Origin of the sequence: Paraburkholderia sp. Clong3 (assembly GCF_050436485.1) — a bacterium.
Taxonomy (GTDB): domain Bacteria; phylum Pseudomonadota; class Gammaproteobacteria; order Burkholderiales; family Burkholderiaceae; genus Paraburkholderia; species Paraburkholderia tuberum.
Genome location: NZ_JBNDMH010000003.1, coordinates 1607454 through 1633943, shown reverse-complemented (window position 1 = coordinate 1633943; position 26490 = coordinate 1607454). Strand labels below are relative to the sequence as shown.

The window sequence follows — 26490 nt, the reverse complement described above, 5'->3', positions numbered from 1 at the left end:
CCCTACTGCCCACGTGCCCTTAGCGAGCGCGTGCCCGGCGGCCGCGGCATCGCAAGATGCGGCGCCGCGCCGGCCCCGCTGCCGGTTGCCGCCCCGCGCCTCGTGCGTTAAGGTGGACTCGTTGCGCCCGCCCGACCGCCGGCTCGCTATCCGGTGCCGGCCGCGCGCCTTCCACCACCGCGCCGCGCCCGCCGCGACGCCGTTTGAGGGCCGATCATGGCAGAAGACACGCCGCAAACCCGCGCGGCCAACGCCGCTTCCACGCCTCCCGCCTCCTCCGCTCCTCCCGCTTTGCTGATCCCGCCGCAGCAGTTCTCTCTCGACGTGCTGCTCGAAAAGTATGCGAAAGGCGACGAGCAATCGGCCGACGATGTATATCGCCGCGTCGCGCGCGGCGTCGCCGAGGCCGAGCCGCCCGAGTTGCGCGCGTCGGTCGAGGAACAGTTCGTCGACAACATGCGCCACGGCGCGCTCGGCGCGGGCCGCATCATGAGCGCGGCGGGCAGCGGCATCGCCGCGACGCTGATCAACTGTTTCGTGCAGCCGGTTGGCGATTCGATCCAGGGCGTCGATGAACAGGGCTTGCCCGGCATCTACGTGGCCCTGCTGCAGGCGGCCGAAACGATGCGGCGCGGCGGCGGCGTCGGCTATAACTTCTCCGCGATCCGGCCGAAGGGCGCGCGCGTTCACACCACGAGTTCGGCCGCCTCGGGTCCGTGCAGCTACATGGACGTGTTCGACGCGTCGTGCCGTACCGTCGAAAGCGCGGGCTCGCGGCGCGGCGCGCAGATGGCGGTGCTCGACTGCAACCACCCTGACCTGCTCGAATTCATCGAGGCCAAGCATTCGAAGGGACGCTGGAACAACTTCAACGTGTCGGTCAGCGTCACCGACGAGTTCATGCGCGCGGTCGAAAACGACGAGGCGTGGCAACTGGTCCATCGCGCCGAGCCGTCGCCGGCGCTGCGCGCGGCCGGCGACGTGCGGCAGCGCGAAGACGGCCTGTGGGTCTACAGCGAACACCCGGCGCGCGCGATCTGGGACCGCATCATGCGCTCGACGTACGACGTCGCCGAGCCCGGCATCGTGTTCATCTCGCGGATGAACGAGGACAACAATCTGCGCGCCGTCGAAACGATCCGCGCGACCAATCCGTGCGGCGAGCAGCCGCTGCCCGCCTACGGCTGCTGCAACCTGGGGCCGCTCAATCTGACGCGCTTCGTCGTCGATCCGTTTGCGCAGTTGCAAGGCCGCCAGCCGTCGTTCGACTGGGACGGCCTCGCGCGGCGCACCCGCACGCAGGTGCGTTTTCTCGACGACGTGCTCGACGTCACGCTGTGGCCGCTGCCGCAGCAATACGACGAATCGCGCGCGAAGCGGCGCATCGGCGTCGGCTTCACCGGCCTCGGCGATACGCTCGTGATGATGGGCCTGCGCTACAACTCGCAGGAAGGCCGCGATTTCGCGGTGCGCATCGCGCGGCTGATGCGTGACGAGGCGTATCGCGCATCGGTCGAACTCGCTAAGGAGCGCGGCGCGTTCGAGCTGTTCGACGCCGCGCGCTATCTGGAAGCCGGCACGTTCGCGTCGCGCCTGCCCGATGACATTCAGCAGGCGATCCGCCGCGACGGCATTCGCAACAGCCACCTGCTGTCGATCGCGCCGACCGGCACCGTGAGCCTCGCGTTCGCCGACAACGCGTCGAATGGCATCGAGCCGGCGTTCTCGTGGACTTATACGCGCGTGAAAGTGATGGCCGACGGCGGCCGCGAATCGTTCGACGTCGAGGACTACGCGTACCGGCTCTATCGCGAGCTCGGCGGCGACGTGAGCCGGCTACCCGACTATTTCGTCAGCGCGCTGCAGATGTCGGCGCGCGACCATCTCGACATGATGGCGGCCGTCCAGCCATACGTCGACACGTCGATCTCGAAGACCGTCAACGTGCCAGCCGACTATCCGTTCGACGCGTTCGAAAGCCTCTACTTCGATGCATGGAAAAGCGGGCTGAAGGGCCTTGCCACCTATCGCCCCAACGACACGCTCGGCGCGGTGCTGAGCGTGACGCCCGCGCAGGCCGACGACACGCTCGCCGAGATGGACCAGGACCCGCTGCGTATCGCGATCGATCATCGGCCCAGAGGCGAGTTGCCGGCGATCATCGAGAAGGTCGAGTATCTGACCCAGGCGGGCAAGAAGTCGCTGTATGTCGCGGCGTCCTTCATCGAGGTGACGGGGCGGCTCGGCGGCGAGGACGTGACGATCGAGCGGCCGATCGAGTTCTTCATTCCGACCGGTCAGCGCGACGAGTCGCAGCAGTGGATCACCGCGACGATGCGTTCACTGTCGCTGGCCGCGCGCGGCGGCTTCGTTGCGCGCAATCTGCAGGATATGCGCAAGGTGTCATGGGATCGCGGACAGGTGCGGCTCGGCGACGTGCAGCGTCTCGACGGTCATCGCGCGCCGCGCTGGCACGATTCCGAAGTGGCGGCGCTCGCGTTCGCGATCCAGCAAATCCTGTATCGACGCGGCTTTCTCGACGCCGAGGGCAATCAGGTCGCGTCGCGGATGCTCGCGCGTTTGCCGCGCGGGCACATGAAAACCGACATGGCGCTGTCCGCCGATTTCGGCATCCGTCCGAATCCAGCGGATAGCGCCGACACCTTGCTGCAGCCGAACGGCACGCAAGGACTGCACACGATGCTCGGACGCAAATGCGCTTCGTGCGGCGCGAATGCGGTGATTCGCAAGGACGGCTGCGATTTTTGTACCGCGTGTGGGGAGGTGGGGGCGTGCGGGTAGTGTGAGGCGAGGAGCGCGCTGGCACGGAGGCCGAACGCGCTCATTGAAGGCTATGCCTCACCCCACCCTCGCGTAGTAAAGATTCTGCGGATGCTTCGCCTCCGCGAAGAAAAACCAGCGCTCCGCCACGAGCCCCGCATACTGCACGAGACAAGCCGCGGCCAGCAAGCCGAACGACCCGCCAGGTGAACGCAGCCCCGCGCCCAGCACGATCAACACGACCGGCACGACGAACGCACCCACGAGAAAGCCCCATTTGACGCCACGCAACGTCCGCGCCGATTTGCCGTGAAAGAACTCGCGCAAATTGAACGCACCGGCGGTGAAGCCTCGTGACACCTGCACGAGCTTCGGATTGCGGATGCCCGTGGCGCTCTGCACCGTCGATTTCGGCCGCAAGCGCGCATTGCGCATGAGCGACGCGTAGCGGCTCGCGCAACCGGCGAGCGTCAGCAGGCACGCGCAGACCGCCAGTCCCGCCGTCAGCGCGGGCGCGAACCATGCGCTCAGTGCGGTCGCGAGCGTCAAGCCCGATGCGCAGCCGAGCAGCACGAAGTTCACCAGCGTCAGCGGCGTCGCCCACTCCTGCAGAAAGCGCAGGCACGCATAGATCATCGCGGTGCAGACGAACAGCGCGGCGCTGGCGAGCACACCGAGCCAGCCGAGCGCGAGCGACCACGGCGAGCCGAGCCAGTGCGCGACGCCATACAGGCACGCGCACGCCAGAAACGCCGGCAGGCACAGGCATTCGCGCGACAGCCACGAGGTGCGCCACATCGCGATCGCGCGCCACGCGCGTTCCGGATGGCCCAGATGGAAGAACGACGCGATCAGACCAAGACCGCCCAGCAGCACCGCGAACGCCGCGCCGCTCACGTAGAACGCGGTGGCGGCGGGTTGCGCAACGACGCCCAGGCACGCCGCACTCTCGACACCGACGAGCGCGATCAACAGCCCCTGCGCCGCGCCGCTCAGCGTGGTCAGGAAGACTACGGAAAAAGCCGGATTCATCGTATGGCCTCGTTGTCGTTCAAATGCGCTTCGCGATCGACGCGAGATGCACTTCGCCATGCGCGAGCTGCCCCTCGAGCTGCGAGTCGGGCGAGCCCGACGTGTGCATGGCATCGCCGGTGGTCGTTCCTGACGATTTGCACGAGCACCCGTCGCCGCCGCAACTCGCGGACGCGATCGGCACGCGCGGCAAATAGTGATTCGCGGGACGCGTGCCCCACTCCGGCATCAACTGATAGCCGCCGCGCTCGCGGATCGCTTGCGACACTACCGACTTCGGATCGTGGATATCGCCGAACAGCCGCGCGGATGTCGGACATGCGAGCACGCAGGCCGGCTTGCGATCGCGCTCGGACAGATGCTCGTCATGAATGCGATCGACGCACAGCGTGCACTTGGTCATCTCCTTGCGCGCTTCGTCGAGTTCGCGCGCGCCGTACGGGCACGCCCACGCGCAATACTTGCAGCCGATGCAGCGATCGAAATCGACCAGCACGAGACCGTCTTCCTTGCGCTTGTAGCTCGCGCCCGTGGGACACACCGGCACACACGGCGGGTCCTCGCAATGCAGGCACGACTTCGGGAAATGGATCATCTCCGTGTCGGGGAAGCTGCCCGCTTCGAAACTCTGCACGCGGTTGAAGAACGTGCCGGACGGGTCCGCGTCGTAAGGATTGAAATCGGCGAGGCTGCCCGATTCGCCTGACGTGTTCCACTCCTTGCAGCTCGTCACGCACGCCTGGCATCCCACGCATACGTTCAGATCGATCACCAGCGCCATCTGGGTCATTGCAAGCTCCTTGCCGTGGCTTTAGCGGTCGTCGCCGTTAGTTTCGGCGCGGCGCAACGTCCCGCGCAGGCGAGCCGCGAATTCTCCGCGTCCCGCAAAATAGGTCTGGACGATGCGCGACACCACACTCTTCTGTGCAACCGCGCCGGGTAATTCGGGCATCGCCTCGAACTGCGGCAGCGTGTGCCGCGCGTCGGCTTCGGCCGGATAGATGCGCACGCGCACGTCGTACCAGGCGGCCTGGCCCGTCACCGGATCGGAGTTCGACATGCGCGCGGGTGCCTCGTCGCAGCCCGGCAGCTCGTCGGTGATCAGGTGATTGAGCAGGAAGCCGCGCTGCGATTCGTTCGCGTCCGGACCGAGATTCCATGCGCCCGCCGCTTTGCCGATCGCGTTCCACGTCCATACGGTGCCCGGTTCGACGGTCTCGCTGTAGCGCGCCATACAGCGCACGCGGCCCCATTGCGATTCGACGTAGATCCAGCTGCCGTCGGCGATGCCGTTCGCGCTCGCCGTTTTCGGATTCACATAAAGGTAATTTTCCCCATGAATCTGCCGCAGCCACGCGTTCTGCGAATCCCACGAGTGATACATCGCCATCGGCCGCTGGGTGACCGCGGCGAGCGGGAATCGCGCGAGATCCGTCGCCGCGCTTTCGAGCGGCGCGTACCAGAACGGCAGCGGATCGAAGTACCTGTCGACGCGCGCGCGCAGATGGTCGGGCGGCTGCCGGCCGCTCGTGCGTCCTTGCGCGGCGAGCCTGAACTTCTGCATCACGTCCGAGTAAAGCTGGATCAGAATCGGTTCGCTGAATTTGCGGAAACCGTTTTTGACCGCCCAGTCGAGATACGGTCCGTTGCAGTTGCGCATGTACTGCAAGGTCTCGGGCAAGCGGTAATGGAATACGCAGTTGTTCTTCGCGTACTGCTCCCATTGATTCGGATTCGGCTCGCCGACGAGCGCCTTGTCGCCATCCTTGCCGCGCCAGCCGATCAGAAAGCCGACCCCGGAACCGGGCGACGTGGTGTGATTGACGATGAAGTCCGGATAGTCGCGAAAGCGCCGCCCGCCATCCGCATTGGTGAACGCCGGAAACCTCAGGCGCGACGCCAGTTCGATCAGCACTTCCTGGAACGGCTTGCCTTCGCCGGTCGGCGGCACGACCGGTACACGCACCGAATCGACGGGGCCGTCGAACTCGGAGATCGGCCGGTCGAGCATCGACATCGCGTCGTAACGTTCGAGGTAAGTCGTGTCCGGCAGGATCAGATCGGCGAACGCGGTCATCTCCGACTGGAACGCGTCGCACACGACGAGAAACGGAATCTTGTAGTCGCCGTTGGCGTGTTTGTCGACGAGCATCTCGCGCACCTTCATCGTGTTCATCGACGAATTCCACGCCATGTTGGCCATGAAAATCATCAGCGTGTCGATGGGATACGGATCGCCGCGCCACGCGTTGGTGATCACGCTGTGCATGACGCCGTGCACCGCGAGCGGATATTCCCACGAGAATGCCCGGTCGATGCGCACCGGGCCGCCGTGTTCGTCGATGAACAGATCCTCGGGTGCGGCGGGCCAGCCTAGCGGACCCGTCGCAAGCGGTGTATTGGGCTTCACCGCGGCGGGGTCGTTCGGTGGTTTCGCCGATGGCGGCACCGCGCGCGGGAACGGCGACTTGTGACGAAAGCCGCCGGGCCGGTCGATCGTGCCCAGCAGCGACATCAGCACGGCAAGCGCGCGGATCGACTGAAAGCCGTTCGAATGCGCGGCGAGCCCGCGCATCGCATGAAAAGCGACCGGGTTGCCCGTGACCGTCTCGTGCGTTTCGCCCCACGCGTCGGTCCAGCGGATCGGCAGCGTGATGCGGTGCCGGCGGCCCGTCTCGATCATCTCGCCGGCGAGCCGCCGGATCGTCTCGGCCGCGATGCCGGTGATCGCCGCCGCCCATTCGGGCGTGCACTCGGCGACGCGCTCGCGCAGCAATGCAAACGACGGCGTTACCGGCTTGCCGTTGTCGAGCGTGTAACGGCCGTCGAGCGCGGGCCTCACGCCGCTCGCATGATGCGGCACCGCGCGCTGGGTGGCCGGGTCCCACCACAGATGATTCTGCGGAAACAGCGGATTGCCTTCGGCCCGTTCGGGATCGCGCACGAACAAACCGAAGTTTTCGCTCGCTTCGTCGAGATCGATCAGCTCCGCCGCGTTCGTATAGCGCTGCACGAACTCGTGATCCCACGCGTCGGCGGCGATCAGTTCGTGCAGGAACGCCATGAACAGCGCGCCGTCGGTGCCGGGCTTGATCGGCACCCATTCGTCCGCGATCGCCGCATAGCCGGTGCGGATCGGATTGATCGCGATGAAGCGGCCACCCGCGCGCTTGAACTTCGCAATCGCGATCTTCAGCGGATTCGAATGATGATCTTCCGCGGTGCCGATCATGAAGAACAGCTTCGCGCTGTCGAGATCCGGTCCGCCGAATTCCCAGAACGAACCGCCGATCGTATAGATCATGCCGGCCGCCATGTTCGACGAGCAAAAGCCGCCGTGCGCCGCATAGTTCGGCGTACCGAACTGTTTGGCGAACAGGCCGGTCAGCGCCTGCATCTGGTCGCGGCCCGTGAACAGCGCGAACTTCTTCGGATCGCTCGAGCGAATCGCGGCGAGACGCTTTTCGAGCACGTCGAACGCGGTGTCCCACGAGACCGGCTCGAACTGCGCGCTGCCGCGCTGCGCGCCGGCCTTGCGCATCAAAGGCTGCGTAAGGCGCGCGGGCGAGTACTGCTTCATGATGCCGGAGGCACCCTTCGCGCAGATGACGCCCTGATTGAGCGGATGCTCCGGATTGCCGTCGATATAGCGCACCTCGCCGTCGCGCAGATGCACGCGGATGCCGCAGCGGCACGCGCACATGTAGCAGGTGGTGGTCTTGACATCGAGCCGTTCGTTCTGCGTGCGGGCGTGGTGCTCCATGGCCATCTCCGTCGTTGCTTCTGGTGGGCCGAAGCGCGCGTCATACGCGCTGCTCATACGATATCGACCATCGTATTCGCGCTTGCCTCACAAGGGAAATCGCGATTTGCGAGCAAAACTATCTGACGCACCGATAGTTTCGGTTTCGCTTTCAGCTATGCGCTTTTTTCGACGGCGTGTCCAGTCGGGTGAGATCGGTCGGGTGCGCTGGGACGCTCGTTTAAGCGCGGCCCTCCAGTTGCGCGATCAGCGCATCCGGAATTTCGACGCCCTCCTCGTATGCCGCCTGCGCAAGCTGCTCCCGGCGATAACCGGGCAGGCGCACGTCGTCATCCATCAGCATCATCTCAGAACAGGTGGCCGATGCGCGAGCGCTCGCCCTCCTCGGTCAGGAACGAGCCCGCTTCGCAGCCGAAGTTCGCGCCGCTCAGCGCGGCGGCCAGCAGCTCGACCCGAGCGCCAGCATCGCGCCTTTCGCGCCGCCGAACGGCGGCATCATGCCGTCGAGCGCGGCGCTGCTCTGCCTACCAGCGCTTCGTCTTGATGTTGTGCACGTGGGCGTGCTCGCCGGCCTTGATCGGCGCGACCACCTTGCCGATGTCGACGCCGTACTTGAACACCGTGTCGCCAACGGCCATGTCCTTCAGCGCGATCTTGTGACCGATCGGAATGTCCTGCTTCGCCGGCACGGTGACGATTTCGTCGTCGTCCATGATCCATGCGTTGAGCAGCGTGCCCGCCTTGATGCCCTCGACCACCGCCACGCCGACCGTGTCTTTCGCCTCGTGCAGCACGATGTGGATCGTTCTGCGCGGCGCCGACGCGCCCGCTGCGGTGTCGTTGATGTCTGCCGTGGGATTGCTCACGAGCGTCTCCATTCGTAGTTTGAATGCGATGAGGGTGCCGTTGGGGCAGCGCAGCCAGGTGCGCCGCGGTGAATCGATATTAGGCGGCGGCTTACCCAATGTCAACTAGGTCATCTATATGTGTAAGACGACTGAGCGAGAACCGGGCCGTTGTCGCGATTCACCGACAACATACGATTCATCCAGGTGGATTAGATGATCTGGTCGTTTAGAATCAGGGCAGGTTCAACCCCGGCGAGCGGCACGACTCGCGTATCCCAGAGGTTTTCATGAGCACGCTCGCGATCAATGCGCCCGCAGTGGGAGGCACACGGTACAAGGAGGTCAAGAGCGCGATTCTCGCGGCGCTCGCGGCCGGCGAATGGAAAGGCGGCGAATGCATTCCTTCGGAAAAGCGCCTCGCCGAACGCTTCGGCGTGTCGATCGGCACGCTGCGCAAAGCCATCGACGAACTGTGCGCCGAGAACATTCTGATCCGTCATCAGGGGCTCGGCACGTTCGTGGCGATGCATCAGCGCGACCGGCACTTCTTCCGCTTCTTTCGCATCGTGCGGCGCGACGGCGACAAGGCCTACCCGGTCGTCACGCTGATCGGGTTCAGGAAGGCGCGTGCCTCGCGCGAGGCGGCCGCCGCGCTCGGCATCGACACCGGCGCGCGCGTTCTGCAGTTCGTCAACGGGCTCGCGCTGCACGGCAAGACCGTGCTGATCGAACATATCACCGTGCCCGAAGCGCTGTTTCCCGGCTTGACGGAAAGCAAGCTGCGCAACCGGCCGAACACGCTGTACAACTTCTATCAGGACGGCTTCGGCATCAACGTGGTCGAGACCGATGAGCATGTGAGCGTTGCGCTCGCCAATGAGCTCGAAAGCACACAACTAGGCGTCGAAGTCGGCGCGCCGCTGCTCGAGATCCGGCGCATCGCGTACTCGTATCACCGCAGGGCGGTCGAACTGCGCATTTCGCGGCTCAATACCGAGGAGTACGAGTACATCGGCACGCGCGCGGCGCGCGACGATCAGAAATAGCGGACCTCGGTCGCCGCCTGCGCTTCACATCACATCTGCGCAAAAACGACAGGCCAATCGTCTTTCATTTTCGGCCGGCGCCAAGCTGTCTAAAATAGCCGCACTTCCGCCCCCGAGAACCTCATGCTGGATACCCTCACGAGCGGCTCCGCGCCCATCAGCGACGACTCCGGGATGTTCGAACTCGCGCCCGTGTCGCTGTGGCTCGAAGATTTCAGCGGCGTGCGCGCATTGTTCGACGCGTGGCGAGCCGCCGGCGTGACCGATCTGCGCGCCCATTTCGCCGAAGACCCGCGCCGCGTCGTCGAATGCGCTCATCGCATCCGCGTGATCAAGGTCAATCGCCAGACGCTCACGCAATTCGAGGCCGCCGATTTCGACACGCTGACGAGCAATCTCGCTTCGGTGTTCCGCGACGACATGCTGAAAACGCACCTCGAAGAGCTGTGTCAGCTGTGGGCCGGACAGTCGAACTTCACGAGCCACACGGTCAACTACACGCTCGGTGGACGGCGCCTCGACGTACTGCTGAAAGGCGCGGTGCTGCCCGGTCACGAGGAACGCTGGGACCGCGTGCTGGTGTCGACCGAAGACATCACCGAGCTCGAAGGCGCGCGGCGCCGCGTCGCGCAAGCGGAAGAATACGCGCGCGGGCTCTTCGAGCATTCGCCGGTATCGCTGTGGGTCGAGGATTTCAGCGCCGTCAAATGCCTGCTCGACGGCGCGCGCGCGGCCGGCATCAACGATTTCCGCGTGTTTACCGACGTCCATCCTGAGTTCGTCGAACGCTGCATGGCTGAAATCCACGTGCTCGACGTCAACCATCACACGCTCGGGATGTTCGGCGCGAAGGACAAGAAAACGCTGCTCGCGCGCCTCGCCGACGTGTTCCGCGACGACATGCGTCCGCATTTCCGCGAGCAGTTGATCGAGCTATGGGACAACAAGCTGTTCCAGCAGCGCGAGGTGCTCAACTATTCACTCGACGGCAACGAGGTGCACGTACACCTGCAATTCTCGGTGCTGCCAGGCCACGAACAGGACTGGGACCTCGTACTCGTCGCGCTGACCGACATCACCGCGCGCAAGAAGGCCGAGGCCTACCTCGAATTCCTCGGCAAGCACGACGTGCTGACCAAGCTGCGCAACCGCTCGTTCTACGTCGACGAGCTGAACCGGCTCGAACGCAAGGGACCGTGGCCCGTGACGATCATCATGGCCGACCTGAACGGCCTGAAGCGCGTGAACGATCAGCTCGGTCACGCGGCCGGCGACGCGCTGCTGCGGCGTGCCGGCGAAGTGCTCGCGAAGGCGATGGAGTCGCCGTTCCACGCGGCCCGCATCGGCGGCGACGAGTTCGCGATCCTGATGCCCGATACCGACGAGCGCGGCGGCGCGGCGATGATCGACGCGATCCGCCAGCTCGTCGAGATGAACAACCAGTTCTATCCGGGCTCGCCGCTGAGCTTCTCGATGGGCGCGGCGACCTGCCAGCGCGGCGATCGGCTGGAAGCGGGCGTGCAGCGCGCCGACCTGCTGATGTACGAGGAAAAGCGCGCGCACTACGAGGCGCAGCCGGGGGCGGACGCGGCGGCGAAGTAACGCTCGCCGGCGTCAGGCGTCAGGCGTTCACCACGCCAACGCAACGCTCAACCTCAGCCCGGCAGCTTGGCCGCGAGCACATCCAGCTTGACGATGTTCGGTGGCGACGCGAACAACTCGCCCGCCTTCTCCATCAACGCGGCCGCGACCTTGCCGTTCAGATGCGCGTCGCGGCCGGCTTCGTCGTCGAACGCGTCGAAAATGGCGTACGTCGACGGACCGAGCTTCAGACCGAACCATGCGGCGGTGGCCGGTTCCTGCTCGACGAGCGGCAGGCCGCCGAGCAGAAACGCCTCGACCTCCTTCTCCTTGCCGGGCTTGGCTTCCAGACGGACATACAAAGCGAGCTTGACCATGATGCGACTCCTGGTGAGTTCGGCAGCGAACGGTCCTTTCAAAGCGCTTTGAAAAGTATAGGCGGCAGCTGAAGCGGCGTCGGACTTAACTCGCGGGCCATGTCACGCACCCGGAAAGCGCAGCTCGAAACGCACGACGCCCGGTCGCGGACACACCACACGCGCGCCGCCGCCATGCAGATGCATGATCGCCTTCACGATCGCGAGCCCGAGTCCGTTCGATTCGGTGAACGCGCTGCGCGCCGCGTCGCCGCGATAGAAGCGGTCGAACAGCCGGTCGAGTTGCACGGCGGGAATCGGCTCGCCCTCGTTTTCGACCGTCACCAGCGCGCCTGCTTCGTCCTGCGCGCCGCGCAGGCGCACGATCGTGTCGCCCGCGCCGTAACGCACCGCGTTGACGACCAGATTGTTGATGGCCCGGCGGCACAGCATCGGATTGGCAGACGCGACGCCCGCCGCGTCGACTTCGAAACGCATCCCGCGTTCGTCGGCGAGGCCTTCGAAATAGTCGGCGATCCTGATGAGCTCGCCATGCAGATCGACCGGCTGCCGCTCGATCGACAAGGCTGCATGATCCGCATGCGCGAGAAACAGGATGTTCTCCGCGATATGGCTCAGGCGATTCAACTCCTCGAGATTCGATTCGAGCAGTTGCTGATATTCGTCGGCTTCGCGCGGCTGGGCGAGCGCCACCTGGGTTTGCCCGACCAGCGCGCCGACCGGCGTGCGAATCTCGTGCGCGAGATCGGCGGAAAATTGCTGCAGGCGTTGATAGCCGTCGGCGAGACGATCGAGCATCGCGTTGAACGCGTGTGTGAGTTGACGCAGTTCCACCGGCGCCGCTTCGTCGTCGAGCCGGACCGCCAGGTTCGTCGGACTGATTTGCGCGGCCCGCGTGGCGATCTCGCGAACCGGTCGCAGCGCGCGGCGCAGCACGCCGTAAGCGAGCAGCGTCGCGGCCAGCATGCCGCTCAGCGTCGCCAGCACGATGCGGTTGCGGTATTCGGCCAGCATGCGCATTTCGTTCGTCATCGGATGGCCTGCGATCACCTCGACTTCGGCGCCATCCTCGCGCGCTGTCGCGGTCGCAATCGCCCAATGCACCGGCACGCCGTCGGGCAGGCGCGTCTGACGCATGTCGGCGGCACGCGGCGGATTGCCCGCCGGGCCGACCGGTAGATCAGGCACCGCGAGCCTGCCCGGATTCACGTCGACGAACGGCGCTTCGCCCGGCCGCCGGAAGATCAGCACGTCCTCTTCCGCGCCGAGCATCGTCTCGAACAGCAGCGGGCGCTTTTTTAATTCGCTGACCGAATAAAGGTCGTGCACGATGCGGCTGAAATGCTCGACACGGCCGCTCAGCACGACGTCGGCGCGGCGTTGCAGCGAGACTTCGGCGGAATGATAGAAATACGCGCCGAGCGAGCCGATCACCGCGCAGGCGATCAACGCGAACAGCAACGTGGTGCGCGCGATCAGCGAGCGTTCGGTCCAGAGTTTCATGCGCCGTCGCCGAACGTGTAGCCGATGCTGCGCACCGTGTGAATCAGCTTCCGCTCGAACGGGTGATCGACCTTTGCGCGCAAGCGCTTGATCGCCACGTCGACCACGTTGGTGTCGCTATCGAAGTTCATGTCCCACACTTCCGATGCGATCTGCGAGCGTGACAGCGCTTCGCCCTCGCGGCGCACCAGCAGATGCAGCAGCATGAACTCCTTGTTGGTCAGCGCAATGTCGACGCCCTCGCGCGTGACCCGGCGGCGCAATACGTCGAGCTTGAGGTCGGCGACTTCGAACACGTCGCTCTCGCGGATTACGCCACGGCGCAACAGCGTGCGAACGCGCAGCACCAGCTCGCTAAACGAAAACGGTTTGATGAGATAGTCGTCGGCGCCGAGTTCGAGACCGCGAATGCGGTCGCTGACCTGATCGCGCGCGGTCAGGAAAATCACCCGCAGATCGCGCCGCGCACGCAACGCCCGCATGATTTCCCAACCGTCGATGCCGGGCAGCATCACGTCGAGAACGACCAGTTCGTATTCATGCTCGAGCGCCCGATGCAGGCCGTCCGTGCCGGTGCGCGCGAGGTCGACCGCGTAGCCATTCTCGCGCAGGCCCTTCTTCAGATAGTCGCCGGTTTTCGGATCGTCTTCGATGACCAGAATGCTCATGATGCTCGCTGCTCCTCTCGCGCGATGCGACCGTAAAGGCCGCGCTCGCACGCGCAAAAAAGCCTGATGACAGCGCTCGAGAACAACGGCAGCGCTCCCGGCGGCCATTCTACGTGGCCGCCATCGCCCCTTGATGACGTTTTTGTCATCCTTCCGTCACTCTGATGAGCCGATGCGACGGCTAGTCTGAACGCACCGTCCACCACGCTGCATCCCTTCCTGGAGTTGCCTCATGAAGACCCGCATGAAGATCGCCCGCGCACGAACGCTGCGCGCCCTCGCCGTCCCCGCACTCGCCGCCGTGCTGCTCGCGACGACGTTCGCGGCTTCGGCCCAGACCGCCCCGCCGACCGGCGTGCGCGGCACGGTGACGTCGCTGTCGGGCGATCTGCTCAAAGTCCACACGCGCGATGGTCAGGACGTCGACGTGAAGCTCGCCGCCGACACGCCGATTCGCGGCGTCACGCTCGCCAACGTCAGCGACATCAAGCCGGACAGCTACGTCGGCACCGCCGCGATTCCGCAGCCCGACGGCACGTTGAAGGCGCTCGAAGTGCATGTATTCCCGCCGAGCATGCGCGGTTCGGGCGAAGGTCATCGGCCGTGGGATCTCGGCGCGAACAGCACGATGACGAACGGCACGGTCGGCTCGCTCGTGGTCAGCAACGGCCGCACGATTACCATCAAGTACAAGGATGGCGAGAAGAAGATCGTGATTCCGCAGGACGTGCCCATCGTCAGTCTGGAGCCGGGCAACCGCGCGTTGCTCACGCCCGGCACGAAGGTCGTGCTGTTCGCGCACAAGGAAGCGGACGGCGCGATGGCGGCGAATTTCATTTCGGCCGGCGAGCATGGCGTGACGCCGCCGATGTAAAGCGGCGCGTCATTCGTCTTCATCCCTCTCGTCTTTGAAGCCAATGCCCGACTCGCAAGCGTTTCTGGTCGTTCATCCCCTCGTCGTTCGCGTGACGCACTGGATCAACGCGTTCGCGATGGTCTGCATGGTGATGAGCGGCTGGGCGATTTATAACGCGTCGCCGATCTTTCCGTTCCGGTTCCCCGTGTGGGCGACGGTCGGCGGATGGCTCGGCGGCTCGATCGCATGGCACTTCGCGGCGATGTGGCTGCTGTGCGCGAACGGCCTGCTGTATCTCGCGCATGGCGTCGCGAGCGGCGATTTGCGTCGCAAGCTGCTGCCGGTGCGTGCCCGCGAGCTGGCGCGCGATGCGGCGCTGGCGTTGCGCCTAAGACTGCCGCACGAAACCGGCAAGTACAACGCCGTGCAGCGCGCGTTGTATCTGCTGGTACTGCTGCTCGGCGTGCTGCTGGTCGCATCGGGACTGTCGATCTGGAAGCCGGTGCAATTGTCGTGGCTAACCGCGCTGTTCGGCGGCTTCGATTTTGCGCGCCGCGTGCATTTCGTCGCGATGGCCGGCGTGGTCGGCTTTGTCGTCGTGCATCTGCTGCTGGTGCTGCTGGTGCCGCGCACGTTGCCGCCGATGGTCACCGGACGCGCCCGGCGCAGCGCGCAGCGCATCGATCAAGCCTCCCAGAGGACTCGCGCATGAGCGCCCCGCAACGAACCGACATGGCGAACGATACGCACGCCAATATAGAAGACGCGCGCCGCTCACGCTTCGTGCTTGCCGAGCACCGGCCGCGGATCGAGCAGTTGCAACGGCGCTTGTTTCTGCGCTCCTCGCTATCGATCGGCGCGCTCGCGATGCTGTCTGGCTGCAACCTGCAGGACAACGATTCCGTCGACAAGGTGCTATGGGCGATGTCGCGCTGGAACGACCGCGTGCAGGCGTGGCTGTTCAATCGCAACAAACTCGCGCCGACCTATTCGGCGCGCGATATCACCGATCCGTTTCCGTTCAACGCGTTCTATCCCGAGTTCGACGCGCCCGATATCGACGGCTCGACCTATCGGCTCGAAGTATCGGGGCTCGTCGCGGATAAACGCGGCTGGAGTCTCGAGCAGCTGCGCAGGTTGCCGCAGGTCTCGCAGATCACGCGTCACGTGTGCATCGAAGGATGGAGCGCGATCGGACAATGGAGCGGCGTGCCGTTTCGCACGTTTCTCGAACTGATCGGTGCCGATCTGAGCGCGCGCTACGTCGGTTTCAAATGCGCGGACCGCTATTACTCGAGCCTCGACATGGCGAGCGCGCTGCATCCGCAAACGCAATTGACGCTCGATTTCCGCAACGCGCCGCTGCCGGCCAGATACGGCTATCCGCTGAAGCTGCGCGTGCCGACCAAGCTCGGCTTCAAGAACCCGAAGCACATCGCCGCGATCTTCGTGACCAACACGAACCCGGGCGGCTACTGGGAAGATCAGGGCTATAACTGGTTCAGCGGGCTTTAGACCGCGGTCACATAACGCGGCACCGGCTTCTGCGCGCGCGGCGGCGGCGCATCGTGAGCGACGCGCATGCGCTTGACCTCGTCGACGGGACTCAGGCCGAACAGCCGCTTGAACTCGCGGCTGAACTGCGACGCGCTTTCGTAACCGACCCGCACGGCGGCCGCGCCCGCATTCAAGCCATCCTGCACCATCAACAGCCGCGCGTGATGCAGACGCGTGGTCTTCACGTACTGCATCGGCGAGGTCGCGGTGACCGCCTTGAATTGCGCATGAAACACCGCGAGGCTCATGCCGGCCTCGGCCGCGAGCGTATCGACATCGAGCGACGCGTGGTAGTCCGCATGAATGCGCCGCAGCGCCTTCGCGATGCGGCCAAAGTGATTCTGATGCGTGAGCGCCGCGCGAATCGCGCCGCCCTGCTCGCCGGTCAACACGCGATAACAGATTTCCCGGACGATGCCAGGCGCCAGGATTTGCGCGTCGAGCGGCGACGCGAGCGCCTCCAGCAGACGCTGCACCGCGCTGCTCAGTGCGGCATCGAGCGGCGTCGAATACATGCCGGCCGCTTCGTATTGCGCGAGGCCCTGGGTTTCGTTGAGCGCCATCAGCAGTTCGGCGACCATCGTCAGATCGACGCGCACCGACATGCCGAGAAACGGCTCCTGTTCGCTTGCCTCGGTCTCGCATTCGAACGGCAACGGCACCGACAGCACCAGGTACTGCTGTGCGTCGTACTGGAACACCTGATCGCCGAGATAGCCGCGCTTGCGCCCCTGACAGACGATCACGATGCTCGGCTCGTACATGACCGGCATGCGCGGCATCGGACGATTCGCGCGCAGCAGGCTGACGCCTTCGAGGCTCGAACGCGTCATGCCGGCATTCGGCGCGAGCAGGTTGAACAGTTCGAGCAAGCGGCGTTGCGCGGGGTCTTCCGGAATGGAACCGACAGCTTGAGTGGACATGACGATATGGCGACGGCCAGGAGAATAATGCTTGAAATTTAGCATCAAACAGCCTGTCGCGCTGCCCCTCCAGAGTTTTAGGCAAACCTTCAAGACGATCAGGTATTCCCCGGGCAGCGACCGGTCCCTAAGATGGGAACCCTGCCGGATCGCCTTTTTCGACGCGCGCAGCGTGCGCGGTCATCGACCGCCATGCGCCGACAGCTTGCCAACGGCGGCCCCCAACGCTCGCGCCCCGATCCCGGTTCATGCTGCGGCCCGCCGCATCCGCAACCGAGTGTTGCGCATCGCCGGCGCGTCGCATGTTGCGCCATCACCCTCTTTGCTGGAGCCATCCATGAGCACGACGTATGCCTATGCAGCGACCGACGCCACCGCGCCGCTCGCCCCATTTGAAATCCAGCGCCGCGCACCCCGCGCCCATGACGTGCAGATGGAAGTGCTGTACTGCGGCGTGTGCCATTCCGACCTGCATCAGGCGCGCAACGAATGGAAGAACACGATCTACCCGGTCGTGCCCGGCCACGAGATCGTAGGCCGTGTGACCGCGGTTGGTCCGAAGGTGACGAAGTACAAGGTCGGTGAACTCGTCGCGGTCGGCTGTCTGGTCGATTCGTGCCGCACCTGTTCGAGCTGCGCGGAAGGTCTCGAGCAGTATTGCGAGAACGGTTGGGTGGGCACGTATAACGGTGTCGATCGCGTCGACGGACAGGTCACTTACGGTGGCTATTCGACGCAACTGGTCGTCGATGAGGCTTTCACGCTGCGCGTGCCGCAGAATCTCGACCCCGCGGGTGTCGCGCCGCTGCTGTGCGCGGGCATCACCACGTATTCGCCGCTACGCACGTGGGGCGTGGGCCCGGGCAAGAAAGTCGGGATTGTCGGCCTCGGTGGACTCGGCCATATGGGTGTGAAGCTGGCTCGGGCGATGGGCGCGCATGTCGTGCTGTTTACGACCTCGCCGTCGAAGATCGAGGATGCGAAGCGGCTTGGCGCGCATGAAGTCGTGGTTTCGAAGAATTCGCAGGAGATGGAAGCGCATGTGAATAGCTTCGATTTCATTCTCAATACGGTGGCTGCGCAGCATGATCTGAATCCGTTTTTGAATCTGCTCAAGCGTGACGCGACGATGACGTTGGTGGGCGCTCCCGAGCACGATCATCCGTCGCCGCAGGTGTTCAATCTGATCTTCAAGCGGCGGCGCCTTGCTGGTTCGCTGATTGGCGGTATTGCCGAGACGCAGGAGATGCTCGATTTCTGTGGCGAGCATGGCATTACTTCTGATATTGAAATGATTCCGATGCAGAAGATCAATGAAGCGTATGAGCGCATGCTCAAGAGCGATGTGAAGTATCGGTTTGTGGTTGATATGGATTCGATGCGGAAGTAATAGCAACTTTTTGGCCGCGCAGCGGGTGGTTTTTTTGCGCCTGCGGCGCGGGGTTCTGTTTTGTTGTTGTGTTTTTTTGCCTTCGCCCTTTTTCTGTGTTTTTAGGGCGTTGGCCTTTCCTTGATTTCTTGTCGGTCTATTGGCGTTGCCCCTGTGCGGGGCGGCACCTACTTTCTTTGCTGCTGCAAAGAAAGTAGGCAAAGAAGACAGCTTTAAACCGCTAACTCTTAAGCGGGTCCCTTTGTCCACCGCGGGTAGTGGTGCATCTGGAATCTGTGTTCCCGCACACTCCGCGTTAGTGACAAGGCCGTCATTCTTCCGGCGGCGCTGCGCGCGCCGAAGCGCTGGTCTCAAACCATTGGTTGTTTCGGCGCGTCGCCGAGGCGCGGCCGATGGCCTCACCAACCTAAAAAAGCACTCTGGTTTTCCTTGCATACCCGTCCGCGACGCACGTAGTGCGGAGTGGGATGGATGACGGCTTTGTCACTGCCGTGGAATGTGCGGGGGCACGGATTCCAGATGCACCACTGCCATTCGTGGAGCACGGTGCCCGCTTAAGAATTAGCGGTTTGAGCTGTCTTCTTTGCCTACTTTCTTTGCAGCAGCAAAGAAAGTAGGTGCCGCCCCGCACAGGGGCAACGCCAATAGACCGACAAGAAATCAAGGAAAGGCCAACGCCCTAAGAACAAAGACAAATCCGCCGCAGGCAAAAAAACAGAAAACCATTTGGAGCATCCCAGTGATCGACAGAATAACTGCAATGCGCACATTCATCCGAATCGTGGACACCAACAGCTTCACCCGCGCAGCGGAGTCATTAAACATTCCGCGTGCAACGGCGACGACGATCGTCCAGAACCTGGAAGCCCTGCTGGGCACAGCGCTGTTAGTCCGTACGACGCGCCGCCTGAGCATCACGCCGGAGGGCGCCGCCTACTACGAACGCTGCGCGCAAATCCTGGCCGACATCGACGAAATGGAAGCCAGCCTCCGTAATTCGACCGACAACCTCACCGGCCGCCTCCGCATCGAAATGCCCAGCGCGGTAGCGAGTGCAATCGTGCTGCCGTCGCTAGACGACTTCCACACCCGTTACCCGAACCTCGACCTCGCGATCGGCGTCAGCAACCGCACCGTCGATCTGGTCTCCGAAGCAATCGACTGCAGCATCCAGCTCGGTGAATTGCCCGATTCCAATCTCGTCGCGCGGCAACTCGGCACGCTCGATCAGGTCACCTGCGCGAGTCCGGCCTACCTGGCCCGCCACGGCACGCCCGCCGATCTCGATGAGCTGCGCGCGCACGTCGCGGTCAACTGCGTGTCGCCGCATAGCGGCCGCGAATGCGACTTCGATTTCGAAGTGAGCGGTGAAGCGCGCAAGGTCAAGCTCAACGGCTTCGTACAAGTCAGCGACGAACAGGCGTACCTGACCTGCGGACTGCAAGGCCTCGGCATGATCCAGCCCGCGCGCATCGCCGCGCAGCCTTACCTCGATTCGGGCTTGCTGCATGAAGTGCTGCCGCAATGGAAACCCGTGCCCATGCCGGTCTCGGTCGCGTATGTGAAGAACCGCCGCGTGTCGCCGCGCGTGCGCGCGTTCGTCGATTGGCTCGCGGAGCTGTTCGAGAAAGCCGGACACGTCGAGCAGGATCTGTCGCGCGTGCGTCAGTTGCTGCGCGGCCTGCATCCCGCGTGAAGCGGGTGCGGGCGCGCGGCGCTCGCGCGTTGACTAGTCCAACGGCCGCACCGGCACCGGCCGCGTCAGCAGATCGACATAGAAATTAAAAAAAGGCCGGATTATCAAATCGTTTGACGACCGTCATCTTCTGCAAACCCGGCGGCGGCGAACTCGTGTAGCCCCTTGCCTTGCCATCGTTGGCGCCGAAGCCCGTATCCACATCCACCCACTCCTCGACGGTCTGCGTCGCGAACGACGGATGCATCAGATAGGCGAGCGTCAGGGTGTCCCAGATGTTCGTCGTGTAGTTCGGATTGGTCTCGAAGCCGTTCTTGCCGTCGTATCCGTAGCCGTTCAGCGTCCTGAACAGTTGCGTGATGATGGTCTGCTTCGCCGGATCGTGCGCGACGCGATCGTACAGTGCCTTATCCATTTTCACGGTATTCCGTCACGTCGAGCGGAATCACCGTCTGTTTGATCGGCAGACGCAGCACCGCTTTCGCCGCTGCGGGATCGAACCACCAGTTGAATTCGGCGGTGGGCGTGGTATTGCCGCGCACGTCGATCGCGCCGCCCATGTAAATGATCTGCTTGATCAGCGGCACGATCTCGGGATGCTCGCGCGTGGCCAACGCGATGTTGGTCAGCGGGCCGATCGCGAGGATCGTCACCTCGCCCGGGTACCGCTTGACCGATTCGGCGATGAAGTCGATCGCGCTCTGGCTCTGCACCTTCGTGTGCGTCGCGAAGCCGTCCGGCGGCGCGACGAGGTCGCTAGCCGATTTCGGCTCGGGCTTGCTCCATGCGCCAACATAGCCATCGCCGCCGGGGAATTCCTTCAGTTCGCGCTGGATCGTTTTGAAGTCGTGCGTCAGTGCGTAGTTGGCGCCCGCATAGACGCCGATCTGTTGTTCGACGCCGAGTCGTTCGACCGATTTCAGCGCATCGGCAACACCTTGCTTCAGCCACTGATTGCCCGACACCACGGTAATGCCGAGCACTTTCAGCGAGCGCTGCGCCTGCAATTGCGCGGCCATCACCCCGAGCTGGCCGTCGTCGCCGAGCGTGTTGTAGTCGCTGTCGATGATCACCTTCGGCGGATCGCTCCGGGCATCGAGACTGCTGCTGGCGCAAGCCGTGAGATCGAGTGTGATTGCCACGCTTGCCGCCCGGATCAATGCCACGAGAATTCGCCCCATCGATGCCCCGTTTGGAATGCCGCTGAGTGACGCGGACAAGGAAACCAACATAGGCGCAAGCCGTATGAATGACGAATGATCAGCGCGGCAACGACAGCACACGCAAAAGCGGCTCGCGACGCCACTGCAACGTCGCGAGCCGCTTCGAATAGCGCGCTGTAAAAGCCCGTTACTGCGATTCCTCCGCCCACACGGCGTTCTCCCGCGTCATCAACGCGGTCGATGCCGCCGGTCCGAACGTGCCCGCCGAATATGAGCGCGGCCGCTCGCCCGACTTCGCCCAGCCTTCGAGAATCGGCTCGGCCCACGCCCATGCCGCTTCGAGTTCGTCGCGGCGCATGAAGTGCGTCAGACGTCCGCGGATCACGTCGATCAGAAGCCGCTCATAGGCTTCCGCGCGACGCTCGGTGAACGCCTGCTGCAGGTCGAGGTTCAGGCTCACCGGCAGCATGTGCATGCCGCTGCCCGGCTCTTTCGCGAGCACCTGCAACTGGATCGACTCTTCGGGTTGCAACTGGATCACCAGACGATTGCCGTAGGTTCGTCCACCGCTCGGGATGATCGAGAACGGCAGATCGGAGAATTCGATGACGATCTCCGACAGCTTCTTCTGCATCCGCTTGCCGGTGCGCAGGAAGAACGGCACGTTGGCCCAGCGCCAGTTGTTGATCCGCGCGCGCAACGCGACAAAGGTTTCGGCGCGGCTGCCCGCCGGCACGTTGTCTTCCTCGAGGTAGCCCTTGACCGCCTCGCCATCCACCGCGCCCGCCGTGTACTGGCCGCGCACCGTGTCGCGCGCGATGTCCTCGGGCGTCATCGGCCGCAGCGAGCGCAGCACCTTCAGCTTTTCGTCGCGCACCGCGTCGGGATCGAGCGACACCGGCGGCTCCATCGCGACGATGCACAGCAGTTGCAGCAGGTGGTTCTGCACCATGTCGCGCAGCGCGCCGGTCTTGTCGTAGAACCCCGCGCGGCTGCCCACGCCGACCGTTTCGGCCACTGTGATCTGCACGCTCTTGATGTACGGCGCCTGCCACAGCGGCCCGAAAATCGGATTGCCGAAGCGCAGCACCATCAGGTTCTGCACGGTTTCCTTGCCGAGGTAGTGGTCGATCCGGTAGATCTGCGCTTCTTCGAAATGCTTGCCGACCGCGTTGTTGATCTCCTGAGCGGACGCGAGATCGTGGCCGAGCGGCTTTTCGAGCACCACCCGCGAATTGCCGTCGACGAGCCCGGCCGACGACAGGTTGTCGCAGATATGGGTGAACAGATCCGGCGACGTCGCCAGATAGAACACGCGGTTCACGCCGTCGCGCGACGCTTCCTTCAGGCGCAGGTAGTCCTCGGCCGCATCGACGTCCATCCTCACGTATTCGAAAATCGCGAGGAATTTGTCCCACGCCGACGCGTCGAACGCTTTTTCGTCGATGAAGGGCTTGGCCTTCTGCTCCATGAATTCGCTGATGTATTCCTCGCGCGACCAGGGCTTGCGCCCGATCGTCAGAATGCGGGTATCGGGCGGCAGGTTGCAGTGCAGATGCGCCATGTACAGCGCGGGCAGCAGCTTGCGGAACGACAGGTCGCCGGTGCCGCCGAAGATGATCATGTCGAGCGGGAGGTCGGGTGTGGCAGGAGCTTGTTGGGTCGTCATGGCACGGTCGCAGCGTCTAGGGGGAAGGCGTCGATCAGGAATCGGCGGCGGGCGGACGGGCTACGGCTCACGTCCGCTATGGCGCTTTTTCCGGCAAACATCTATGGTGCAACGTTTTTAGATAGTTTGCACGGCAGCATCTGCCGCAGGTTAGCGCAAGTTGCCAACCTTGCGCGCCAGACAGTCGTTTTTTCGGGATATTTTGCGCGATTATTTGCCGGTTGGGCCGCTGACGGTCAGCCGCGCGCCAGCGCGTCACGCGCGACCCGGCACGCGGCCAGATCCCACGCCGCGCAGCCTACGCTCTTGAACACCACCGGCCCCGCCGGCAAGGGCTGCGTCTGCTCGAGCACCGCGGCGATCCCGCCCACCCGCGCCCAATCGACACCGGCCTGGATGAAATCGCCGGCCTCGTGCATTGCGCCAGCCTGATCGTCGACGAACAGCGCGCTGCCCGCGATCGTAGTCGCGCCGATCTCGACCATCTGCGGCGTGAAAGCGCCGACGCCGATCACGAGCCGCTCGGCGCGCGCCGTCTCGTCGTAGACCGGCTGTTTGCTCGTGGTCAACGCGATCACGACGTCGACCGAAGCGGGAATCGTCGCGCCCGCATCCGCGAGCGGCCGCAGCTCACGCACCTTGCCGCGCTGCGCCGCGCAGAACGCTTCGGCGCGCGCGGGCGCGCTGCCCTTGACCCACACGCGCGCGTCGGCAAACAGTTCGCCGATCGCCTCCAGATGATTGAGCGCCTGCGTGCCGGTGCCGATCAGCAGGAATTCACGCGGCGCGCCCGCAGCGAACGTCGCGATGCCGAGCATCGACATCGCCGCGGTCCGGCGCCCCGTCACTGTCGGACCATCGAGGATGAACAGCGTCTCGCCGGTATCGGCATCGAAGGCCATGACCTGACCGTGGATCGTCGGCAGATGGCGCGCACCGTTGCTCGCGCACACATTGACGAGCTTGTGGATCGCGAGATCGGGCGCGGTGGCGGGCATCGACAGCATGACGCCGCCGGCGTTCAGCGGCACGACGAGCCGCTCGGGGCTCACGATGCGTCGTTGCGCGTAGTCGATGCTAGCGCGCCTCAACGCGTCGACAAGCGCTGCGTAAGGCATCAGCCGCGCGGTGGCGGCGGCGTCGAAGATCTGCGAGGTTGGGCGGGTCATGGGCGGAACGATCCAATGAGGGATGGAGTGGGCATGACGTCACCGTAACCGAGCGCGAAAAAATTGACCAGTCGTGTGGACGTCTACCGCCCGCCGAATCGCGAACTCCGCTTCATGCCCAGCGCGCCGGCTAGCTCGTGCCGCGGCTGAGCGTCATTCCCCGCCCTGCATGGAAACGCGACATCGTCGCGAACGGCAGGTACACGTCGGACTGATGCGGCGCGACGCCCGACGGGTTGTGAAACCACACGCCGTCGCGATCCCGCCCGTGCAGCAGGATCAGATGACCGCCCCGCCGCTGGTTCGTCCGCTCCGGATAGCGGATCTCCGGACTCACCGACACGATCGCGAGCGTATCGTCGTCGAGCCGCGCCGCGATCTCCTCGAGTGACGTCGGCACCGCGGCCGGTCGCAGCCGGCGCCTGCCGGAATACCCGATTATCCGTCACACGAATATTCGTCGATTATGCGTCACGCAAATATTTGACAAATATTCGTCTCACGCATAAATTGCATTTATTCGTCTCGCAGATAATCCGCCATGCTCCATCTGATCGCCACGTCGGACCAGCTCGCGCAGTTGCTGGCGGCCAGCCGCCGCCAGGCCGGCCTCACGCAGACCGAGGCCGCCGCGCGCGTCGGCGTGAGCCAAAGCCGCATTTCCGCGCTCGAAACCGATGCGAGCGGGCTCACGCTCACCCAGCTGCTCGCGCTGTGCGGCGCCTACGGCCTGCAACTGCAGTTGCGCGACAAAAATCAGCCGAGCTCCGAGCCGGCAGCGAACGTCGAGTGGTGAGATGGTCCGGCAAACCGCTTCGAAGGCATTGTCGGTGTGGGCCAACGGCGAGCGCGTCGGACTCTGGCGGCTGCCCGCGCGCGGCCCGATGGAGTTCGCCTACGAGGCCGCCTGGATCGCGTCGCCCGCGGGTCGTCCGCTGTCGCTGTCGCTGCCGTTCACGCCCGGCAACATGACGCACAAAGGGCCGCGGGTGCTCAACTACTTCGACAACCTGCTGCCCGACAGCGACGTGATCCGCAAACGCATCGCGCAGCGCTACCGGACCGAAACGCTCGACGCGTTCGACCTGCTGCAGGCCATCGGCCGCGACTGCGTCGGCGCGGTCCAGCTGCTCGCCGAAGACGACGCGCCGGCCGGGGTCCAGCGCATCGAAGGCACGCCGCTTTCCGACGACGACATCGAGGCGCTGCTCGCGCAGACGGTCGGCAAACCGACGCTCGGCGCGCCCGACGAATCCGACGACTTCCGCATCTCGCTCGCCGGCGCGCAGGAGAAAACCGCGCTGCTGTGGCACGACGGCCAATGGCAACGGCCGCACGGCGCGACGCCGACCACGCATATCTTCAAGCTGCCGCTCGGGCTGGTCGGCAACCGGCTCGCCGATCTCAGCACGTCGGTCGAAAACGAGTGGCTGTGTCTGCGGATTCTGCGCGCGTTCGGCCTGCCGGTCGCGAACACCGAGGTGCTCAGGTTCGGCAAGCAGCGCGTGCTCGCCGTCGAACGCTTCGACCGGCAGATGCATTCGAGCGGCAGCTGGCTGCTGCGTCTGCCGCAGGAAGATTTCTGCCAGGTGTACGGCGTGCCATCGCATCGCAAGTACGAAAACGAGGGCGGCCCCGGCGTGCTCGACCTCGCGCGGATTCTGCAGCAATCGGTCGAGGCGCGGCAGGACATCGAGACCCTGCTCGCGAGCCAGATCCTGTTCTGGATGCTGGCCGCGCCGGACGGCCACGCGAAGAACTTCAGCATCCGCCTGCTCGCCGGTGGCCAGTACCGTCTGACGCCGCTTTACGACGTGATGTCGATCTGGCCGGTCGAGGGCAACGGCCCGAACCAGTGGTCGTGGTACAAGGCGCGGCTTGCGATGGGTCTATGGTCGCGCAGCAAGCACGATGCGTTTCGCGACGTGCAGCGGCGGCACTTCAACGCGATGGCGTTGAAATGCTCGTACGGCGCCGACGCCGAGCCGCTGCTCCAGCGTCTGATCGAGCAGACACCTGGCGTGATCGAGGGGGTGTCGGCGGAGTTGCCCGAGCGCTTTCCGGGCAAGGTCGCCGAGCGGATTTTCAAAGGACTTCAAAATTCGGCGGCCCGGCTCGACACGATGCCGGCAAGCTGAACGCGGAGCGCGCGTGCCGGCGCAAACCCGATACCTCCGGACACACTTTTCATTGCGCCTCTCGCCTGGCTTCTCCGCAAGGGCGGACCTGCCGGGCTTTGCGGCAAGCAGCCGGATCCGTCGCCTTGCGCACTACTCATTCGTGGATTCCCTACGGTTTCGTCATCGTTTCACCGGTAGAATGCCTTTTGATGCTCAATGCATCAAAAGTCACCGGCACGGCCATGGCGTCGCTTGCATCAGCGGACTCGGCGGCCGGTCTGACAAAATCATAAATGGTGAATATTTTTACGGTACATTTGCTGTCCCTGGTGGCCGATTCATGCGCAT

The 26490-nt window shown here is 64.4% G+C and carries 20 protein-coding genes and 2 pseudogenes; 10 read left to right on the top strand and 12 right to left on the bottom strand.

Annotation, left to right across the window (positions count from 1 at the left end):
- Nucleotides 1-216: 216 nt before the first annotated feature.
- Nucleotides 217-2802 (top strand): adenosylcobalamin-dependent ribonucleoside-diphosphate reductase, encoded by a 2586-nt coding sequence (locus OKW30_RS30890; RefSeq protein WP_429348480.1) that lies wholly within the window; start codon nt 217-219, stop codon nt 2800-2802.
- 57 nt (nt 2803-2859) lie between these two features.
- Here OKW30_RS30890 and OKW30_RS30885 read toward each other — a convergent pair whose 3' ends face one another.
- The 4 genes from OKW30_RS30885 to OKW30_RS30870 all read right to left on the bottom strand — a co-directional run bounded on the left by OKW30_RS30885 (nt 2860) and on the right by OKW30_RS30870 (nt 8442).
- Complete coding sequence (locus OKW30_RS30885) at nt 2860-3813, bottom strand: dimethyl sulfoxide reductase anchor subunit family protein (protein ID WP_429348479.1); 954 nt, start codon at nt 3811-3813, stop codon at nt 2860-2862.
- Nucleotides 3814-3832: 19 nt separating this feature from the next.
- On the bottom strand, nt 3833-4603 hold the full coding sequence (locus tag OKW30_RS30880; protein ID WP_429348478.1) for a 4Fe-4S dicluster domain-containing protein: 771 nt from the start codon (nt 4601-4603) through the stop codon (nt 3833-3835).
- 21 nt (nt 4604-4624) lie between these two features.
- Nucleotides 4625-7576, bottom strand: a complete 2952-nt coding sequence (locus OKW30_RS30875) for a molybdopterin-dependent oxidoreductase (protein WP_429348477.1) — start codon at nt 7574-7576, stop codon at nt 4625-4627.
- Between the two features lie 524 nt (nt 7577-8100).
- Nucleotides 8101-8442 carry a UxaA family hydrolase gene (locus OKW30_RS30870; RefSeq protein ID WP_187610244.1) on the bottom strand — a complete coding sequence of 114 codons (342 nt, stop codon included), beginning with the start codon at nt 8440-8442 and terminating at the stop codon, nt 8101-8103.
- Between the two features lie 269 nt (nt 8443-8711).
- Here OKW30_RS30870 and OKW30_RS30865 point away from each other — a divergent pair, with 269 nt between their 5' ends.
- Nucleotides 8712-9470, top strand: a complete 759-nt coding sequence (locus tag OKW30_RS30865; RefSeq protein WP_018420864.1) for a GntR family transcriptional regulator — start codon at nt 8712-8714, stop codon at nt 9468-9470.
- Nucleotides 9471-9593: 123 nt separating this feature from the next.
- The gene (locus OKW30_RS30860; RefSeq protein WP_429348476.1) at nt 9594-11072 is read left to right on the top strand and encodes a diguanylate cyclase domain-containing protein; all 1479 of its coding nucleotides are present in this window, start codon (nt 9594-9596) and stop codon (nt 11070-11072) included.
- Between the two features lie 53 nt (nt 11073-11125).
- Here the strand turns inward: OKW30_RS30860 and OKW30_RS30855 are convergent, their stop codons facing one another.
- From OKW30_RS30855 to OKW30_RS30845, 3 genes are all read right to left on the bottom strand, one after another.
- On the bottom strand, nt 11126-11428 hold the full coding sequence (locus tag OKW30_RS30855) for a putative quinol monooxygenase (RefSeq protein ID WP_429348475.1): 303 nt from the start codon (nt 11426-11428) through the stop codon (nt 11126-11128).
- Between the two features lie 102 nt (nt 11429-11530).
- Nucleotides 11531-12931, bottom strand: a complete 1401-nt coding sequence (locus OKW30_RS30850) for a heavy metal sensor histidine kinase (RefSeq protein WP_429348474.1) — start codon at nt 12929-12931, stop codon at nt 11531-11533.
- The gene (locus OKW30_RS30845; protein ID WP_429348473.1) at nt 12928-13599 is read right to left on the bottom strand and encodes a heavy metal response regulator transcription factor; all 672 of its coding nucleotides are present in this window, start codon (nt 13597-13599) and stop codon (nt 12928-12930) included. Before OKW30_RS30845 ends, OKW30_RS30850 begins: the two co-directional genes overlap by 4 nt.
- Before the next feature lie 232 nt (nt 13600-13831).
- On the opposite strand from OKW30_RS30845, the gene OKW30_RS30840 reads away from it, so the two are divergent.
- The 3 genes from OKW30_RS30840 to OKW30_RS30830 are packed head-to-tail and all read left to right on the top strand — an operon-like array spanning nt 13832 to nt 15970.
- Complete coding sequence (locus OKW30_RS30840; protein WP_429348472.1) at nt 13832-14473, top strand: hypothetical protein; 642 nt, start codon at nt 13832-13834, stop codon at nt 14471-14473.
- Nucleotides 14474-14516: 43 nt separating this feature from the next.
- The gene (locus tag OKW30_RS30835) at nt 14517-15167 is read left to right on the top strand and encodes a cytochrome b/b6 domain-containing protein (RefSeq protein WP_429348471.1); all 651 of its coding nucleotides are present in this window, start codon (nt 14517-14519) and stop codon (nt 15165-15167) included.
- A complete protein-coding gene (locus OKW30_RS30830) occupies nt 15164-15970 on the top strand; it encodes a molybdopterin-dependent oxidoreductase (RefSeq protein ID WP_429348470.1) in 807 nt (268 codons plus the stop codon). The genes OKW30_RS30835 and OKW30_RS30830 overlap by 4 nt, the downstream gene beginning before the upstream one ends.
- Here the strand turns inward: OKW30_RS30830 and OKW30_RS30825 are convergent.
- Nucleotides 15967-16935, bottom strand: coding sequence for an AraC family transcriptional regulator (locus tag OKW30_RS30825; RefSeq protein ID WP_429348469.1), 969 nt, complete (start codon nt 16933-16935; stop codon nt 15967-15969). The two genes, OKW30_RS30830 and OKW30_RS30825, sit on opposite strands and share 4 nt — an antisense overlap.
- 337 nt (nt 16936-17272) lie before the next feature.
- On the opposite strand from OKW30_RS30825, the gene OKW30_RS30820 reads away from it, so the two are divergent.
- Together OKW30_RS30820 and OKW30_RS30815 are read left to right on the top strand one after the other, a co-directional pair.
- A complete protein-coding gene (locus tag OKW30_RS30820) occupies nt 17273-18325 on the top strand; it encodes an NAD(P)-dependent alcohol dehydrogenase (protein ID WP_429349197.1) in 1053 nt (350 codons plus the stop codon).
- Between the two features lie 739 nt (nt 18326-19064).
- Complete coding sequence (locus OKW30_RS30815) at nt 19065-20021, top strand: LysR family transcriptional regulator (protein ID WP_184069282.1); 957 nt, start codon at nt 19065-19067, stop codon at nt 20019-20021.
- A gap of 33 nt (nt 20022-20054) precedes the next feature.
- On the opposite strand, the pseudogene OKW30_RS30810 reads toward OKW30_RS30815, so the two are convergent.
- The 4 genes and pseudogenes from OKW30_RS30810 to OKW30_RS30795 form a co-directional block, all read right to left on the bottom strand.
- Nucleotides 20055-21202: pseudogene (locus tag OKW30_RS30810) on the bottom strand (nucleoside hydrolase).
- 169 nt (nt 21203-21371) lie between these two features.
- Nucleotides 21372-22853 (bottom strand): glucose-6-phosphate dehydrogenase, encoded by a 1482-nt coding sequence (gene zwf, locus OKW30_RS30805; RefSeq protein ID WP_090806032.1) that lies wholly within the window; start codon nt 22851-22853, stop codon nt 21372-21374.
- A gap of 236 nt (nt 22854-23089) precedes the next feature.
- Complete coding sequence (lhpI, locus tag OKW30_RS30800; RefSeq protein ID WP_429348468.1) at nt 23090-24022, bottom strand: bifunctional Delta(1)-pyrroline-2-carboxylate/Delta(1)-piperideine-2-carboxylate reductase; 933 nt, start codon at nt 24020-24022, stop codon at nt 23090-23092.
- Nucleotides 24023-24152: 130 nt separating this feature from the next.
- Nucleotides 24153-24413, bottom strand: a pseudogene (locus tag OKW30_RS30795) (C39 family peptidase); the annotation flags it as partial.
- A 150-nt stretch (nt 24414-24563) separates the two neighbouring features.
- On the opposite strand from OKW30_RS30795, the gene OKW30_RS30790 reads away from it, so the two are divergent.
- Both OKW30_RS30790 and OKW30_RS30785 read left to right on the top strand, forming a co-directional pair.
- On the top strand, nt 24564-24818 hold the full coding sequence (locus tag OKW30_RS30790) for a helix-turn-helix domain-containing protein (RefSeq protein ID WP_429348467.1): 255 nt from the start codon (nt 24564-24566) through the stop codon (nt 24816-24818).
- 1 nt (nt 24819) lies between these two features.
- Complete coding sequence (locus tag OKW30_RS30785; protein ID WP_429348466.1) at nt 24820-26160, top strand: type II toxin-antitoxin system HipA family toxin; 1341 nt, start codon at nt 24820-24822, stop codon at nt 26158-26160.
- Nucleotides 26161-26490 lie beyond the last annotated feature (330 nt).